Source organism: Deltaproteobacteria bacterium, from assembly GCA_016875225.1.
GTDB lineage: Bacteria > Myxococcota_A > UBA9160 > SZUA-336 > SZUA-336 > VGRW01.
On the sequence record VGRW01000013.1, the window covers coordinates 1 to 16,429 of the forward strand.

15 protein-coding genes are annotated in these 16,429 nt (G+C 70.8%); 8 read left to right on the forward strand and 7 right to left on the reverse strand.

The window, feature by feature from the left end; genetic code table 11:
• The first annotated feature begins 47 nt into the window (after window positions 1-47).
• Window positions 48-2,636, forward strand: coding sequence for an FtsX-like permease family protein (locus FJ108_05255; GenBank protein MBM4335310.1), 2,589 nt, complete (start codon window positions 48-50; stop codon window positions 2,634-2,636).
• A gap of 187 nt (window positions 2,637-2,823) precedes the next feature.
• On the opposite strand, the gene FJ108_05260 is transcribed toward FJ108_05255, so the two are convergent.
• From FJ108_05260 to FJ108_05290, 7 genes are all read right to left on the reverse strand, one after another.
• Window positions 2,824-4,179: a sigma-54-dependent Fis family transcriptional regulator gene (locus FJ108_05260; protein MBM4335311.1), complete on the reverse strand. Its 1,356-nt coding sequence runs from the start codon at window positions 4,177-4,179 to the stop codon at window positions 2,824-2,826.
• Between the two features lie 139 nt (window positions 4,180-4,318).
• A complete protein-coding gene (locus FJ108_05265; GenBank protein ID MBM4335312.1) occupies window positions 4,319-4,681 on the reverse strand; it encodes a hypothetical protein in 363 nt (120 codons plus the stop codon).
• 19 nt (window positions 4,682-4,700) lie between these two features.
• Window positions 4,701-5,189: a hypothetical protein gene (locus FJ108_05270; protein MBM4335313.1), complete on the reverse strand. Its 489-nt coding sequence runs from the start codon at window positions 5,187-5,189 to the stop codon at window positions 4,701-4,703.
• Window positions 5,186-5,479 (reverse strand): DUF167 domain-containing protein, encoded by a 294-nt coding sequence (locus tag FJ108_05275; GenBank protein ID MBM4335314.1) that lies wholly within the window; start codon window positions 5,477-5,479, stop codon window positions 5,186-5,188. Before FJ108_05275 ends, FJ108_05270 begins: the two co-directional genes overlap by 4 nt.
• Entirely contained in the window at window positions 5,476-6,606 is a 1,131-nt protein-coding gene (locus tag FJ108_05280) for a nitronate monooxygenase (protein MBM4335315.1), read from the reverse strand. The genes FJ108_05275 and FJ108_05280 overlap by 4 nt, the downstream gene beginning before the upstream one ends.
• Before the next feature lie 22 nt (window positions 6,607-6,628).
• A complete protein-coding gene (locus tag FJ108_05285) occupies window positions 6,629-8,218 on the reverse strand; it encodes a TIGR03084 family protein (GenBank protein ID MBM4335316.1) in 1,590 nt (529 codons plus the stop codon).
• A 20-nt stretch (window positions 8,219-8,238) separates the two neighbouring features.
• Window positions 8,239-9,018, reverse strand: coding sequence for an enoyl-CoA hydratase (locus FJ108_05290; GenBank protein MBM4335317.1), 780 nt, complete (start codon window positions 9,016-9,018; stop codon window positions 8,239-8,241).
• A 94-nt stretch (window positions 9,019-9,112) separates the two neighbouring features.
• Between FJ108_05290 and FJ108_05295 the strand changes: the two genes are divergently transcribed.
• The 7 genes from FJ108_05295 (at window position 9,113) to FJ108_05325 (ending at window position 16,396) form a co-directional block, all read left to right on the forward strand.
• Complete coding sequence (locus FJ108_05295) at window positions 9,113-10,780, forward strand: acyl-CoA carboxylase subunit beta (protein ID MBM4335318.1); 1,668 nt, start codon at window positions 9,113-9,115, stop codon at window positions 10,778-10,780.
• Entirely contained in the window at window positions 10,777-12,732 is a 1,956-nt protein-coding gene (locus FJ108_05300; protein ID MBM4335319.1) for an ATP-grasp domain-containing protein, read from the forward strand. The genes FJ108_05295 and FJ108_05300 overlap by 4 nt, the downstream gene beginning before the upstream one ends.
• Window positions 12,732-14,486, forward strand: a complete 1,755-nt coding sequence (locus FJ108_05305; GenBank protein ID MBM4335320.1) for a DUF1446 domain-containing protein — start codon at window positions 12,732-12,734, stop codon at window positions 14,484-14,486. The genes FJ108_05300 and FJ108_05305 overlap by 1 nt, the downstream gene beginning before the upstream one ends.
• Window positions 14,438-15,190, forward strand: coding sequence for a TetR/AcrR family transcriptional regulator (locus FJ108_05310; protein ID MBM4335321.1), 753 nt, complete (start codon window positions 14,438-14,440; stop codon window positions 15,188-15,190). The genes FJ108_05305 and FJ108_05310 overlap by 49 nt, the downstream gene beginning before the upstream one ends.
• Window positions 15,187-15,537: a nucleoside diphosphate kinase regulator gene (locus FJ108_05315; GenBank protein MBM4335322.1), complete on the forward strand. Its 351-nt coding sequence runs from the start codon at window positions 15,187-15,189 to the stop codon at window positions 15,535-15,537. The genes FJ108_05310 and FJ108_05315 overlap by 4 nt, the downstream gene beginning before the upstream one ends.
• Window positions 15,538-15,639: 102 nt before the next feature.
• A complete protein-coding gene (locus FJ108_05320; protein ID MBM4335323.1) occupies window positions 15,640-15,843 on the forward strand; it encodes a hypothetical protein in 204 nt (67 codons plus the stop codon).
• Window positions 15,830-16,396 (forward strand): nucleotidyltransferase family protein, encoded by a 567-nt coding sequence (locus FJ108_05325; protein MBM4335324.1) that lies wholly within the window; start codon window positions 15,830-15,832, stop codon window positions 16,394-16,396. The genes FJ108_05320 and FJ108_05325 overlap by 14 nt, the downstream gene beginning before the upstream one ends.
• Window positions 16,397-16,429 lie beyond the last annotated feature (33 nt).

Sequence of the window (16,429 nt, forward strand, 5' to 3'; positions counted from 1 at the left end):
TTTTCGAGCAGGATCTGCTGCTGCGACCCGGAAGCGGGACCTAGCGCGTGCCCGAGCGCCGCCGCAACACTCCGCTCTGGCTGCTGCTGTTCGTGCGCAGGCTGCGCAGCCCCGAGGGACGGCTCGCGCCGCTTGCGGTGATCGCGATCGCGGTCAGCGTGACTCTCGCCACGGGGCTCGAGATGAGCTCCCGGAGTGCCCAGAAGCACCTCGACACGACGGCGGAGTCGATCACGGGAGCCGCGAAGATCGAGATCGTTGCGGGTGACGTCGGCCTGGCGGAGGAGATCCTAGAGGTCGCGCGAGCCACGCCGGGTGTGCGCGCGGCATCGCCGCTCGTCTCGGTGAAGCTGCGGATCGCCGATCGCGACTTCGCGCTGAACGTGATCGGGGTGGATCTGCTCGCGGAAGAGGTCGTCCGAAAGACGGTGATCGAGAGACACGGGCTCGAGATACGAGATCCACTCAGGCTGCTGGCCGGCCCGAGCTCGGTCGTCGTGACCGAAGCGCTGCTCGATCGCCTCGATCTGGGAGACGACTATCGCGAGGGCCGAGCCGTCGAGATTCCCGTGCGCGCGAACGGCCGCGATGCAAGCCTCAGCGTGCAGGGTGTCCTTCGCCCGACCGGGATCGCGGCCGCGTTCAGCGGGCAGGTCGCGGTCATGGATGTGTACGCCGCGCAGATTCTCGGCGGCAGAGCGGGGATGCTCGACCGGATCGACATCGTTCCCGAGCCGGCGCAGGACGTCCCGGCCCTGATCTCGGCGCTCGGCGCGAAGCTGTCGGGGCGAGCGACGGTGCAGAGGTCATCCGCCCGGTCGCGTGTCGCCGAGGATCTGCTGGGCATGGTGAAGAAGGCGGCGCTGATTCTCTCGGGAGCAGCGGCGCTGGTCGCCTGCCTCCTCACCTATGCGACGACCGCGCAATGGGTGGAGCGGCAGAGGCGTCAGCTCGCGACGCTGCGCGCGGTGGGAATGGAGGCGCGGCGAGTCGAGCGGATGATCCTCGCCGAGGTCACTCTGCTCGCGGTGATCGGGACCGCGCTCGGGATCGCCGGCGGTGTCGCTGTCTCGCCGCCACTGCTCGCGACGCTCTCCGAGTTCCTCGAAGTCGTCGCGATCGAGAGGTTCGAGGGGGTATCGCTGGCGCCCACGACGCTGTGGATCGCGAGCTTCGTCGGGCTGGGCGCGGGAATCACGGGCGGCGCACTGCCCGCTCGCAGGGCCGCAAGCCGTTTCAGCCTCGATTCGCTGGATCGGGAACCCGCCCGAGGCCGTGGACGGTCCGTGCGCATCTGGGTGGCCATGCTGGCGCTCACCGCGTTCGCGCTGCTCTTCGCCTCGGGCAGCGGGATCGCCGCCGGCTCGGCGATGGTGCGCCTGGGCGCGCTGCTCTTCTCGGGCATCCTCGCGATCCTCGCGCTCGCTCCGCACGGACTCGGCTTGCTGCGCTTCGCGCTCCGGCCCCTCCAGCTCTACCGACCCGCCGTCGGGCACCTGACGACCCGCCTGTTCCGCATGCGGCCGTGGACGTTCGCGATCTCCCTCACCGCGATCGCCTCTCTGGTCGGCACCCTGCTCACCGTGTTCCTGCTCATCGCGACCGTCCGCTCGGCGTTCGAGCGCTGGGCCGAGTCCCGCTTTCCGGGCGATCCGATCCTGGTGCTTCCGTTCTCCCTGTCCGACCCGATCGGCGGCGACTTCCTCTCTTCCGAATCGATCGCGGCGATTCGGGCGACGCCCGGTGTCGTCGCGGTGAGCGAGCAGTACAAGGGTGACGCGACGATCCTGTTCCGGGGCCAGGAGGTGCCGCTGGTCGCTATGACGATGAGTGTCGTAGCCAGGCATGGACACATTCCCGGCATCGATCGCCGGTCTGCGGATCTGGCCGCGGACCTGAGCAACGGCGCGGTCGCGGTGTCCCCAGGATTCGTGAAAGCGTTCGGCCTCGGCACGGGGGACTCCATCGAGCTCGACACCTCACACGGGGTGCAACGGTTCGAGATTGCCGGGCTCTACGAAGACTTCGGGGAGACCACCGGATCCATCCTGCTGGACATCGCCGCGTTCGACCGCCATTGGAAGCGACCCGGTGCCTCGATCGCGGTCGCTTGGACCGATTCACCATCGGAGTCTGTCGTCGACGCGATCCGCCGCAGGGCAGCAGGCCTTCAGGATCTGTACTTCGCGAGCGGCCGCGACATCGTCGCGGTGAATCGCAGGTTGACGCAGGTGTTCTCCTCGACACTGCAGGCTCTCGGTGCGTTCATGGCGGCCCTCGGCGCGATCGGCGTGATGGTTCTGCTCACCGGGATCGTGAGCGAACGGCGTCGCGATCTCGCGGTTCTTCGCGCGGCTGGAGCCGAGCCGCGACAGCTCGTCGAGGTCGTCCTCGTAGACGCGTTCGCACTGGGCGCAGCCGGTGCGGGTCTCGGAGTCGCGTTGGGATTCGCCTGCGCGGAGCCGGCCGCTGACATCCTGCGCGAGTCGTTCGGCTGGATTCTCGAGCAGCGCTGGACCGCGGCCGAGCTTCCAGCACTGATTGCCGGCGCGGTCATCGCCTCGGTGCTCGGAGCGGCGCTTCCAGCGCTCTCTGCCTATCGGACGGCGTCTGACGAGGTCGTCGGTCCCGAGTGACGGCGTGCGCCGCCGGACGAACGCTCCCTCAGCTGAGAGTGGTTCGGCACGCTGCGAGCAGGAGTGCGGGCGCGGCGACGACGATGCGAAGCCACCGCTCCCCGAGCCAGCTCCTCAGCGCGGCGATCCGGTTCACGACGATCGCACTATACCTCGGCTTCGCGGAATCCGTTGACGCTCGAATCCGCTAGTCCTTCTGAACCAGGTGCTCCAATCCGTACTTGTGGATCCGGTGGCGGATGGTTCCGCGGGGCATCGTGAGCCGGCGCGAGGCCCGCGAGATGTTTCCCCCGGTCGCGCGCAGGGCCTCGGCGAGCCTGCGCGCGTCCGCGCGTTCGCTCGGCGTGAGGTCCGGCGGGGATGCAGCCGTCCGAAGCTCGGAGCCGGGCTCGGGAGCCGGCTCCAACGCGATCGGCGCCGCCAGCAGTCCCTCGAGCTCGTCCGCTTCCAGCGGCCCCGACCTGCCGCGCACGAGGATCCGCTCGACGACGTTGAAGAGCTCGCGAACGTTGCCGGGCCAATGGTGGTCGCGAAGAGGTGCCAGGAAGGAGTCGCCAATCTCCGCGGGTGCGATTCCAAGATTTTCGGAGACGCGATCGACCGCCGCTCGTGCCAGCCCCGGCAGATCGTCGAGGCGCTCGCGAAGTGGTGGCACCGGAATTTCGATCACGTTGAGGCGGAAGTAGAGATCGGGGCGGAACCTGCCCTGCGCGACAAGCCGGCCCAGGTCGTGACAGGTGGCCGCGATCACGCGCGCGGTCATCGGCAGTGACTGAGTCCCGCCGACGCGCTCGAAGACGCGGTCCTCGAGCACGCGCAGCAGCTTCGACTGCAGCGCCGCATCGAGGTCACCGATCTCGTCGAGAAAGATGGTTCCCACGCCGGCGGCCTCGAACCGACCGCGTCGCAGGTTTCCGGCTCCGGTAAACGAGTGCTTCTCGTGCCCGAAGAGCTCGCTCTCGATCAGCGTCGGGGACAGTGCCGCGCAGTCGACGTGGACGAACGGCTCGGCGCGCCGCGACGAGAGCTGGTGCACGAGCCTCGCGACGAGCCCCTTTCCAGTGCCGGTCTCTCCCTGCAGCAGGACCTTGGAGTCCACGGACGCGGCCTCGCGCACCCTCTGCCGCAGCTCCTGCATGCCCGCGCTGTCACCGATCAGCGCGGCCATGGCCGTCGGCTGCTGCGCGCGGCTCGTGTGGACGGAGAGCCTCGCGACGACGTCCAGGGCCCGCGCCGGAAGATCGATGACTTCGTAGATCCCGAGCCGGGCGAGGCGGAAGCCGAGCTCTCCGCCCATGCCCCGCGCGAGCACGACCGTGGGCACGCCGCGGTTCGCCTTCATGACCGTGCGAACGCGCTCATAGGCCGTCTCGAGATCCCCGGTCAGGCCGATCACCACGAGGCAGAGCTCGTGTCGATCCAGGACAGGCGCGGCCTCCACGCGCGATTCGACGACCGCGATCGAGCTGCGCGCGCACCACCCACCGATCGCCGCGGAGTACTCGATCTCGAGATCCAGAAGCAGCGCAATTCGCTTCGACACTCGTGCCTCCGTCGGCTCGCAGACATGACAGCCGAGTGAGCAAGCGAGTGTCAAGGAGATTTCAGTCACGGTGAGGCGCGGCCGGCGGAGGTCAGCTCGGATGCGATGGCCGGTGGCGATTCGCCGATTCTGGCGACCTTTACGCCACCGCCTCGCGACCCTGTGCCAAGTATAACCCCAGCCAGACGGCGGTCCGGAGGCTCATCGCCCCCAGGCTCTCGACGGCGACGGCCGCTCCTGCGGCGTGGAGCACGGCGATCGCGACGAGCACGAGCAGGTTCACTGCGAAGATCGCCCCCGCCGCGCGCCTGCCGAGCGCGGCGCTGCGCAGAGCGGCGACGCCCGCCGCCACGTAGGCGAAGCCCATCGCGAAGTTGAAGACGAGCAGCGGGCGGAACACGACGTAGCCGGGATCGGCGCCGGCCAGCACGCGGCCGCCCTGGACGACGGTGAGCAGGCCGAACGCGATCGCGACGAATGCGAGGATCCGGCGGCGGGTCATGGGCGGGGTTTGGGCGGATCTAGTGGCGGTGTGCGTCTGGCGGGGGAGTCACCGCCTGGAAGCGGTGTCGCGCGTACTGCGAGTGACACGAGACACAGCCGTCGGTGAGCTTGTAGGCGCGGAACGCGGCGAGCTCGCCGTTGCGGGCCCGGGCGGCGAACGCGAGCTGCTCGGCCTGGGCGTGGAACTGGCGGTCGAGCGCGAGGAACGGCTCGGGCAGCACGCGGTGCAGCTCGGCGAGCTGCTCGGGCGTGAGCTTCTGCTCCAGGATGAACGAGCCGCGGATCTCGCCTGCGATCTTCTCGAGCTGGGGCCAGTCGGCGCGGGCGAGCGCCGAGACGGCCGCCTGCAGGCCGTGGTCCAGGTGCTGCATCTCGGCGATGAAGGCCGCGCGAAGCTCCGGCGAGAGCGCCTGGGTGGGCGCGAGCGCGGGCTCGGCCGCGGTGAAGCGCGCTGCGGCCGTGACCGTGAAGACGAGCGCGAGCGCGAGAAGCGCGTTTCGGTTCATCGGCGTCCTCCTCCGTTCTGTGTCTGCGCGGCGGAAAGCCGCTCGCGGACCTCCGCGTCGGTGAGCCCCGAGACCTCGACGGTCTTTCGCGGCGACGACTGCCCCGCGACCACGCGCGCGGAGCCGCTCGGAAGCGATAGCGCTTCGTCGAGCAGCGCCTCGACCGCGGCGTTGGCCTTGCCGCGCTCGGGCGGCGCGGCGACGCGCAGCTTCAGCGTGTCGCCGAGCCAGCCCGCCAGGCAGCTCCGCGACGAGCCGGGAACGACCTTCACGGCGAGCCGCGTCTTCAGTCGGTCTTGCCCTCGGCCCAGGAGTCGAGCCGCTCCATGGTGTCGGCGTACTCCTGCGCCATCTCTTCGATCACGCGCCGCGCGGGGCGGATGTGCTTCATCTGACCCACGACCTGGCCCACGAAGTAGTTGATCAGCTGCTCGGCGCCGGGCGACTTGTGCGCGGTGCGCGCGATTCGCGCCTGCGCCTCGCGCACCAGCCGCGGCTGCAGCGGCATGGGCAGCGGCGGGGTCGGGTTCGCGGGGTCGTCCCAGGCGTCGGTCCAGGCGGTGCGGAGCTGCCGCGCGGGCTTGCCGGTGACGGAGCGCGAGCGGACCGTGTCGCGCGAGGACGCGCGCAGGAACTTCTCCTTCACGACCGGGTGCGTCTCGGCCTCTTCGGTGGTGAGCCAGACCGAGCCGGTCCAGACGCCCTGCGCGCCGAGCGCGAGCGCCGCGGTCACCTGCCGGCCGTTGGCGATGCCGCCCGCGGCGAGCACCGGCACCGGCGCGACCGCGTCGACGACCTCGGGCACCAGCACCATGGTCGAGATCTCGCCCGTGTGGCCGCCGGCCTCGTAGCCCTGCGCCACCACGATGTCGACGCCGGCCTCGACGTGCCGCGTCGCGTGCTCGACCGTGCCGGCGAGCGCCGCCACCTTCACGCCCTTGGCGCGCGCCTGCTCGATCATGTACTGCGGCGGCGGGCCGAGCGCGCTCGCGATCACACTGATGCGGCGCGAGAAGCACAGGTCGAGCACGTCGCGCTGCTTCTCGAAGCCGACGCCGAGCTCGCCGTGCACCGAATCGCCGGGCGGGAGCGGCGGCACGCCATACTTCTCGAGCAGCTGCTCCAGGAACGCGCGGTGCGCCGCGGGGATCAGCGCGTCCATGTTCTTGATGTCGAGCCCGCCCTTGTCGCTGCCGACGAACTTCACCGGCAGCAGCAGGTCGACGCCGTAGGGCTTGTCGCCGACGTGCTTCTCGATCCAGTCGAGCTCGATCGCGAGCTCGTCGATCGAGCGCCCGGCCACGCCCCCCACGCCCAGACCGCCGGCGTTGCTGACCGCCGCGACCACGTCGCGGCAGTGGGTGAAGGCAAAGATGGGGAACTCCAGTCCGAGCTCCGCGGCAAGCTTCGTTCTCATTTTCGTCTGGCTCCTTCTTGTGTCAGCGCCACGCGCGCGCTCCGGGCTTGGGGGGATCGGCGGGGCCGCCGGCGAAGCACTGCGCGATCGCCATCCAGCGCGCGGCCACGTCGCCCACCACCCCAAGCGCGGTGTCGGCGATGTTCCGGCCCTGCGTCACCACGTGGCAGAAGTCTACGGCGGTTCCGGTCACGCTGTCGCTCGCGTTCTCGGCGTTCCACTCCCAGATCGCCCCCGACGGCGCGACCAGCCGCACCCGCGGCGGCGCGCCGGGCACGGGCAGGCCGCGGTTGGCGAAGGTCCAGCCGAAGGTCTTCATGCCGATCTCGGCGATGTGCTTGATGCGGTCGTTGTACGTGCGCTGCACGTGCAGCAGGTCGTACACGTCCTGGCCGTGCGCCCAGGTCTCCATGAAGCGCGCGGTGGTGAACATGCGCACGCCCATGTCGGGGCCGAACCAGGGCAGCCGGCGCTTGGGGTCGGACTGGCCGAGCTCGCGCGCCATGGCGTGGCAGGTCTGGTGCCAGCGCGTGAGCAGCTCCTGCGGGGACAGGTCGCCCAGCGAGCGCCGCGTGTGCTCGGCGTTCGAGCCGCCGGCCTTCATCGACTCGATCAGCCGATTACGCTCCGTGGCGAACGCCTCCGGGTCGGTCAGCGCGAGCATCGAGACCTTGTCGAAGAAGTGCAGGTGCGCGACGACGTCCCACGGCGTCCAGCCCAGGAACGGCGTGGGGCGCGACCAGTCCGCTGGCGCGAGCGTACGCAGAAATGCGTGCAGCTCGTCGGCTTCGGCGATCAGGTCCAGGCTCTCTTGCAGCATCGCGGCTCCCTTCGATCCGTCGGTCTTCGGTGCAGCGGCCCAGCTCGGCGCGCGCTTCTCGCGGAACGCTTTCACACCCTCGGCGGCCTCGGCCCCGGCGAAGAGACCGGCCGAGAGCTTGGTGGCCCAGCGCATCGCCTCGGCGGCGTCGAGCTTGGGCACCTGGTAGACCAGACTTTTGGCGACGCCGATCGCTTCCGGCCCGCCGAGCCGCAGGTCTTCGAGCACCTCGCCGACGGCCGCGTCGAGCGACTCGCGCGGCACCGCGCGGTTGATCAGGCCGAGCTCCGCGGCGCGCGCGGCGGGGAAGCGGTTGCCGCGCATGAACGCCTCGAGCGCGTCGGCGCGGCGCATCTTGGGCAGGCAGACCACCGAGATGATCGCGGGGGCGACGCCGAGCCGGACCTCGGTGAAGCCGAACTTCACGTCTTCCGCCGCGATCGAGATGTCGAGCGCGGCGGCCAGGCCGTTTCCGCCGCCCATCACGTGCCCGGCGATGCGGCCGATGATCGGCCGCGGCGAGGTCTGGATCGCCGCGAGCAGATCGTCGAAGCCGCCGCCGCTCGCGCTCGCGGTGGCGCTCGCGCCGCGCTCCTTCAGGTTGGCGCCGGCGCAGAAGCTCGGGCCCTCGTTGGTGATCACGAGCGCGCGGAGCGCGGGGTCGGCGTTCACCGCGGCGATCGCGTCGAGCAGGCCGCGGATCAGCGCGCTGCCCAGCGCGTTTCGGGACTCCTGGTCGACCAGCGTCGCGGTCATGATGCCGCGATCGACCGTGATCCGAACCGGGTCCATCGACGATCCTCCTGGCGCGCCTAGCGGCCGCGGAATGTGGGCTTGCGCTTCTCGAGGAAGGCGCGCACGCCCTCCTTCGTGTCCTCGCTCACCAGGTTCACGCTCTGCGCGGCGGCCTCGGCGTCGAGCGCCTCCGAGAGCCCGATCCCGAACGAGTTCGAGAGCAGCCTCTTCGAGAGCTGCAGCGCGAGCGGCGCGCTGGCCGAGAGCCGCTCGGCCCAGTCCGCCACGAAGGCGTCGAGCTCGGCGTCGGGCACGACGCGGTTCACAAGGCCCATGCGCTCGGCCTCGCGCGCGGAGAGGATGTCGGCGAAGAACGCCAGCTCCTTCGCCTTGTGCATGCCGACCAGGCGCGGCAGGAGCCAGCTGCCGCCGAAGTCGAGCGAGAGCCCGCGGCGGGCGAAGATCTCGGAGAAGCGCGCGCTCTCGCCGGCCACGACCAGATCGCAGCCGAGCGCCAGGTTCATGCCCGCGCCGACCGCGTCGCCGTTCACCTTCGCGATCGTCGGCTTGCCGAGCTCGTGCAGCGCGATCGCGGCGGCGTTCACCGGGACCATCGCGTGAAGCGGGTGCGCCTGCGCGTTCGAAGCCGCCACCCCGCCCAGGTCCGCGCCCGCGCAGAACGCGCCGCCCGCGCCCGTGATCACCAGCACGCGATCGCTGGGGTTCGTCGAGACCTCGTGCAGCAGGCGCCGCAGCTCGTCCCACATTCCCGGCCCGAACGCGTTCTTCCGCTGCGGGCGATTCAGCGTCAGGGTGGCGACGCCGTTCGGACCGCGTTCGAGGAGGATGTCGCTCAACTGGGGGCACTCCCGCCGGCACGGGTAATTCGGATTGCCTCACGTTACCCCGCGTGTTAAGTGTTCGTCAATTCGCAACGAACCCGGAGCGACCATGCCGCTGCCCACCTTACTCGCGCCGCCCCTGCGATCGACCCTCGACCCGCGCTCGGAGTCCTACGCCGAGAACCGCGCCGCGATGCTCGCGAAGCTGGCTGAGATCGACCTCCTGCTCGACGAGGCCGAAGCCGGCGGCGGCGCGTACCACCACGAGCGTCTGGCCAAGCGCGGCAAGCTCCCGGTGCGCGAGCGCATAGCGCTTGCGCTCGATCCCGACAGCCCGTTCCTCGAGATCAGCCCGCTTGCCGCGTACAACTCCTCGTACACGATCGGCGGCGGCGCGGTGCTCGGGATCGGGATCATCGCGGGCGTGGAGTGCGTGATCTTCGCCAACGACCCGACCGTGCTCGGCGGCGCGCTCACGCCGTACGTCTCGAAGAAGTGGATGCGCGCGCTCGAGATCTCGCGCGAGAACCGCATGCCGTACGTGAGCTTCGTCGAGTCGGCCGGCGCCGACCTGCGCATGCAGAGCGCCACGCGCAGCAAGGACGACAGCGGCAGCACCGCGGCCGGCGCGCGCGTCGACCACTTCGCCGAGACCGGCCGCTTCTTCTACGAGATGATCGAGCTGTCCAAGCTCGAGATCCCGACGGTGTGCGTGGTGTTCGGATCGTCGACGGCGGGCGGCGCGTACCAGCCGGGAATGTCGGACTACAACATCGTGATCAAGGAGCAGTCGAAGATCTTCCTGGCCGGCCCGCCGCTGGTGAAGATGGCGACCGGCGAGGAGAGCGACGACGAGTCGCTGGGCGGCGCGCAGATGCACGCGGAGGTCTCCGGCCTGGCCGAGTACTTCGCCGAGGACGAGCGCGACGCGCTGCGGCTGTGTCGCGAGGTGGTGTCGCACCTGAACTGGCGCAAGCCCGGCCCGCCGCCAAGTCTTCGCGCCGACCCGCCGCTGCTCGACCCCGAGGAGCTGCTGGGCCTGGTGAGCCCGGACCTGCGAAGGCCGGTCGACGTGCGCGACCTGATCGGCCGCGTCGTCGACGGCTCGCGCTTCGAGGAGTTCAAGCCGCGCTACGGCAGCACGCTGGTCTGCGGCTGGGCGAGCGTGCACGGCTACCCGGTCGGAATCCTCGGCAACAACGGCGTGCTCGACCCGCAGTCCGCCGAGAAGGCCGCGCACTTCGTGCAGCTCTGCAATCAGATCGACACGCCGCTCTTGTTCCTGCAGAACCTGACCGGCTTCGTGGTCGGGCGCGACTTCGAGCGCGCGGGGATCATCAAGAAGGGCTCGCAGATGATCAACGCGGTCACCAACTCGACGGTGCCGCACATCACGCTGATCTTCGGCAACTCCTACGGCGCCGGCACCTACGCCATGTCGGGCCGCGCGTTCAACAACCGCTTCACGTTCATCTGGCCCAGCGCCAAGATCGCCGTGATGGGCGGCAAGCAGATCGCCGGCGTCATGTCGATCGTGCGCCGCGGCCAGGCCGCGCGCAAAGGCGAGCCCTTCGACGAAGAGGCCGACGCGAAGATCGTGGCCGCGGTCGAAGCCGCGCAGGATCGCGGCTCGGTCGCGCTCGAGGCGTCGGGCGCGATCAGCGACGACGGAATCATCGACCCGCGCGACACGCGCACGGTGCTCGGTATCTGCCTCTCGGCCGTTCGCAACGCGCCCGTCGAGGGCGCCGCCGGCTACGGAGTGTTCCGACTGTGAGCTTCACGACGCTTCTGATCGCGAATCGGGGCGAGATCGCGCGGCGCGTGATCCGCAGCGCGCACGACATGGGGATCCGCTGCGTCGCGGTGTACACCGCGGCCGACGCGGACGCGCCCTTCGTTCGAGAGGCCGACCTCGCCGTGCGGCTGCCGGGCTCGTACCTGGACGGCAAGGCGATCCTCGACGCCGCGCGCGCGAGCGGCGCGGGCGCGATCCACCCCGGCTACGGCTTCCTGTCCGAGAACGCGGGCTTCGCGGCGGACGTCGCCGCGGCGGGGCTGGTCTTCGTCGGGCCGTCGCCCGAGGCGATCCGGCGCATGGGCGACAAGCTCGCGGCGAAGGAGCTCGCCGAAGAGGTCGGCGTGCCGACGCTGCCGGGCTCGAAGGACGTGCGCGACGCCGCGCGCGTCGGCTACCCGCTGCTGGTGAAGGCGGCCGCGGGCGGCGGCGGCAAGGGCATGCGCGTGGTCGAGTCGCCGGAGAAGCTCGAGGAATCCGTCGCGGCCGCGAAGCGCGAGGCGAAGAGTGGCTTCGCCGACGACCGCGTGTTCCTCGAGCGCTACGTGCGGCGCGCGCGCCACGTCGAGATCCAGATCCTGGGTGACTCGCACGGAAACGTGGTGCACCTGGGCGAGCGCGAGTGCTCGATCCAGCGCCGGCACCAGAAGATCCTCGAGGAGTCGCCCTCGCCGCGCGTCGGCGCGGAGCTGCGCGAGCTGATGGGCCAGGCGGCGCTTCGCATCGCGGGCGCGCTGCACTACCAGTCGGCGGGCACGGTCGAGTTCCTGCTCGACGACGAGACCGGCGAGTTCTTCTTCCTGGAGGTGAACACGCGCCTGCAGGTGGAGCACCCGGTGACCGAGCTCGTGACCGGGCTCGACCTGGTGCGCGAGCAGCTGCGCATCGCGGCGGGCGAGCCGCTCGGCTACGCGCAGAGCTCGATCTCGTTCAACGGCGCCGCGATCGAGGCGCGCCTCTACGCCGAGAACCCCGCCAACGACTTCCTGCCCGAGACGGGCCGGCTTGTCGCGTTCGATCCCGCTCCGGCGCCGGTGGTGCGCTGGGACTCGGGCGTCGTGCGCGGCTCGGTGATCGGCACCGACTTCGACCCGATGCTCGCGAAGGTGATCGCGTTCGGACCGACCCGGACCGAGGCCGCAGGAAGGCTCGCGCTCGCGCTCGAACGCCTGCACATCGGCGGCGTCGTCACCAACCGCGACTTCCTGGTCGCCACGCTTCGCACGCCGGAGTTCCTGGCCGGCGACACGACCACCGACTTCATCGAGCGCGTCCGGCCCCCGCGGCGGCTCGAGCTTCCCGCCGACGAGCTCGCGCGCGCGGCGCAGTGCGCGGCGCTCTGGATCCAGGGCGAGAACCGCGCCAATGCGCCGGTGCTGGCGGGCATCCCGTCCGGCTGGCGCAACGCGCGAATGCCGCGGCAGAACGTCGTGTTCGGGAGCGGCGGCGCGGAGCTTCGCGTGGCGTACCGGTCGCTTCGCGACGGGAGCTTCGAGATCGAGGCGGGCGGCGAGCGCGGGCTCGCGCGGATCCACGCCTGGGAGCCGGATGCGATCGACGTCGAGATCGACGGCCGCCGTACACGTGCGCGTGTCACGCGCGCGGGCGAGCGGCTGGTGGTGCACGGGCCGCGCGGCGACATGGAGCTGCTGGTCGAGCCGCGCTTCGTGGTGCCGGGCCGCGCCGACGCGCAGGGCGGCTTCGCCGCGCGCATGCCCGGCCGTGTGATCGACGTGCGCGTGCGCGCGGGCGACGCGGTTCGCGCCGGCCAGACGCTGCTCGTGCTCGAGGCGATGAAGATGGAGCACCCGATGACGGCGACCGAGGACGGCGTCGTCGCCGAGGTGCGCGTCGCCGTCGGCGACCAGGTGGTGAGCGGCGCGGTGCTGCTCGTGGTCGAGCCGAATCGCGACGAACCGGGAGGCAAGTGATGGCAGAGCCGATCCGCATCGCGAACTGCTCGGGCTTCTTCGGCGACCGGCTGTCGGCCGCGCGCGAGATGGTCGAGGGCGGACCCATCCACGTGCTGACCGGCGACTGGCTCGCCGAGCTCACCATGCTGATCCTGGCGCGCACGCGCGCGAAGCGCCCCGGCGGCGGCTACGCGTACACGTTCGTGAAGCAGATGGAGCAGGTGATGGGCACCTGCCTCGACAAGGGAATCAAAGTGGTGTCGAACGCCGGCGGCCTCGATCCCGAGGGCTGCGCCGATGCGGTGGCCGAGGTCGCGAAGAAGCTGGGGCTTCACCCCAAGATCGCCTTCGTGCGCGGCGACGACCTGATGCCGCGCATCCAGGAGCTGATCGCCGCCGACCAGCTGCGCAATTTCGAGACCGGCGAGCCGATCAAGGAGGCGCGCTTCCTCACCGCCAACGCCTACTTCGGCTGCTGGGGCATCGTCGACGCGCTGCAGCGCGGCGCGGACATCGTGATCACCGGCCGCATCACCGACGCCGCGCTGGTCTGCGGGCCCGCGGCCTGGCACCACGGCTGGTCGCGCACCGACTGGGACGCGCTCGCCGGCGGCGTGGTGGCCGGCCACGTGATCGAGTGCAGCACGCAGGCGACCGGCGGCAACTACTCGTTCTTCACCGAGGTTCCGGGCCTGGAGCGCGCGGGCTTTCCCTGGGCAGAAGTGGCCGCCGACGGCTCGTCGCTGATCGGCAAGCACGACGGCACCGGCGGCGAGGTTTCGATCGGCACCGTGACCTCGCAGCTCCTGTACGAGATCGGCGGCCCGCGCTACCTGGGCCCCGACGTCACCACGCGCTTCGACACGATCCTGCTCGACCAGGTCGCGCGCGACCGCGTGCGCATCCACGGCACGAAGGGCGAGCCGCCCCCGCCGACGCTGAAGGTCTGCCTGAACCGCGCGGGCGGCTTCCGCAACGACCTGAACGTGTGTCTGGTCGGGCTCGACGTCGAGGCGAAGGCGCGGCTGGTCGAGGAGGCGTTCTGGACCGCCTGCCCGTACCGGCCGAGTGACTTCGCGCAGGTGACTACGCGCGTGGTGCGCACCGACAAGCCGGACCCGGAGACGAACGAGCAGGCCGTGGCCATGCTGCGCATCAGCGTGAAGGATCCGGACCCGAACAAAGTCGGGCGCGCGTTCTCGAACGCGCTGATGGAGACGGCGCTCGCCACCATTCCGGGATTCTTCGGCGTGGGCGGCGGGCCCGGCGAGGGCCACCCGTTCGGCGTGTACGAGCCGGCGATGATTCCCGCCGCGGCCGCGAACCAGGAAGTGGTGATTCTCGGCGGCTCGACGCACACCGTGTCGTCGGTGATCCCGGGCGCGACGGTCCGCGTCGAGGGTCGCGAAGGCCCCAAGGCGCAGATTCCCGTCGGTCGCACGGTGCGCGCTCCGCTCGGCCGCGTCTTCGGCAGCCGCTCCGGCGACAAGGGCAGCAACGCGAATCTCGGCGTGTTCGCGCGCAGCGACGCCGCGTGGACGTGGCTCGACGAGAACCTGACCACCGAGAAGCTGCGCGCGCTTCTGCCGGAAGTCGCGGAGCTTCCGGTCGAGCGCCATCGCCTGCCCGCGATCCGCTCGCTGAACTTCGTGATCCACGGGCTGCTCGAGGAGGGCGTCGCGGCGTCGACGCGGCAGGACCCGCAGGCCAAGAGCCTGGGTGAATGGCTCCGCGCGCGCGTGGTCGATCTGCCGGAGGCGCTGCTGTCTTGATGGGCGCGCGACCCGAGCGGCTGGCGCAGATCCCGCTTCCGGGTCTGCGCCCGCCCAAGCCGCTTCTCGACCCCGAGGTCGAGCGCAGACTCACGCCGCGCCAGCTCGAGCTGCTCGACGCGCTCGACGATCTGGTCGTGAGCGGCGGGCTCGCCGAGCTCACCATGGCGGAGATCGCCACGCGCACGAACTGTTCGCTGCGCACGCTGTACGGAATCGCGCAGAGCAAAGAGGAGCTCGTGCTCGCCGTCGTCGACCGGCGCCTGCACGGGATCGGCCGGCGCGCGATCGCGTCGCTCGACCCGTCGCTCCCGCCGATGGACGCGCTGCTCGCCTACATGCGCGCGGTGAGCGAGGCGATCGACCCGGAGCGCAACGCGCTCTCGCGCGAGTTCGCCGACCTGCCCGGCGGCCAGCGCATGCTCGACGCGCACGAGCGCTACGTCGCCGCCGTCCTGCAGTGCCTGCTCGACCGCGCCGTCGCCGAAGGCCAGATCGCCGCGTGCGACACCGCCTCGGTCGCGCACCTGCTCGGCGGCCTCGGCCGCGAGTTCGCACGCCGCGAAGCCGCCGGCGCGTCGCGCGCCTCCTCGCGAACGACGGTGAAGGAGCTCGCCGACATCATCCTGCGCGGGCTGGTCGTGCGCCCGAGCGCCGACGCGCGCACACCGCGGCGGAGTCGGAGCCGAGTCAGGCGGCGCTGAGCGCCACCGCGGCGGCTCGGCCCCGCGAAGCGACCCGACGGCTTGACGCGCGCGGGGGGAGCGGCTCGATCGTCCCGAGGACGCCTCGCCCCCCCCCCACACCCGCTCCCCTCCCGCCCATCCGCGTGTCGCGTCTCGACTTCGCGAGCGAGATCAGCTTGGTGTTCCCGCGCCACGCGGACGCCGAGCAGGGTCGCATCTCCATCCTCGCGCCCGTTGGAACCGCTCTGCTCGGCCTGGCGGTAGGTGCGACGATCGAATGGCCCATCCCCGACGGACGCACCCGGCGGCTGCGCGTGCTGGCGATCGAGTATCAGCCCGAAGCCGCCAGCGACACGCACCTTTAGAGCTCGGGAAAGGGCGCGCGGTACTGGCCGGTCTCGCCTGCAGTAACGCGGTAGGACGACGGTCCCGTTGCCCGGGCTGTGGTCCTCGGGCAGAGTGAATGCGTGGATCGCTTCGACGCGCCTTCGAAGGAGCAGCTCGAGATCTACCGGCGCATGACGCCGGCGCAGCGCTGGCAAGAGGCTCGCCGGCTCTACTGGACGCTCCGCCGCCACAAGGCAGCGTTCCTGCACCAGCAGCACCCCGACTGGACGGAAGCGGCGGTCGCGGCCGCCGTGCGGCGAAGCTTCCTGCATGCCCGAAGCTGATCTGATCGAGCTTTTCGCGAAGCCGCTGGCCGAGCTCGGCATCCCCTATCTCATCACCGGTAGCGTAGCGGCGACCCTCTACGGCGAGCCGCGCGCCACGCATGACATCGATCTGGTGGTGACACTTCGCAGTCAGGACGCGGGTCGGATCGAGCGCGCCTTCCCGGCCTCGCGCTTCTACGTGCCGCCTGAAGAAGTGATCGAGCTCGAGGCGCGCCGCTCGGAGCGCGGGCACTTCAACATCATCCATACCGAGAGCGGCCTGAAGGCCGATGTCTTCCTGGCCGGCAGGGACGCGCTCCACGCTTGGGCCTTCGAGAACGCCCGCAGCTACGCGATCAGCGGATTTCGTGCCTCCGTCGCGCCGCCGGAGTATGTGATCGTGCGCAAGCTCGAGTTCTACCGTGAGGGTCGCTCCGAGAAGCACTTGCGCGACATCCGCTCCATGCTCGCCGTCTCCGGCGCCGAGCTGGACCGGGAGGCACTTCTCGATTGGATCCGGCGCCGCAATCTCGGCGCCGAGTGGGCCGAGGCCGAGCGCGGAGTCGAGTGAGCACCTCGCGCTCGAGCAGCGCCCGCGCGGGTC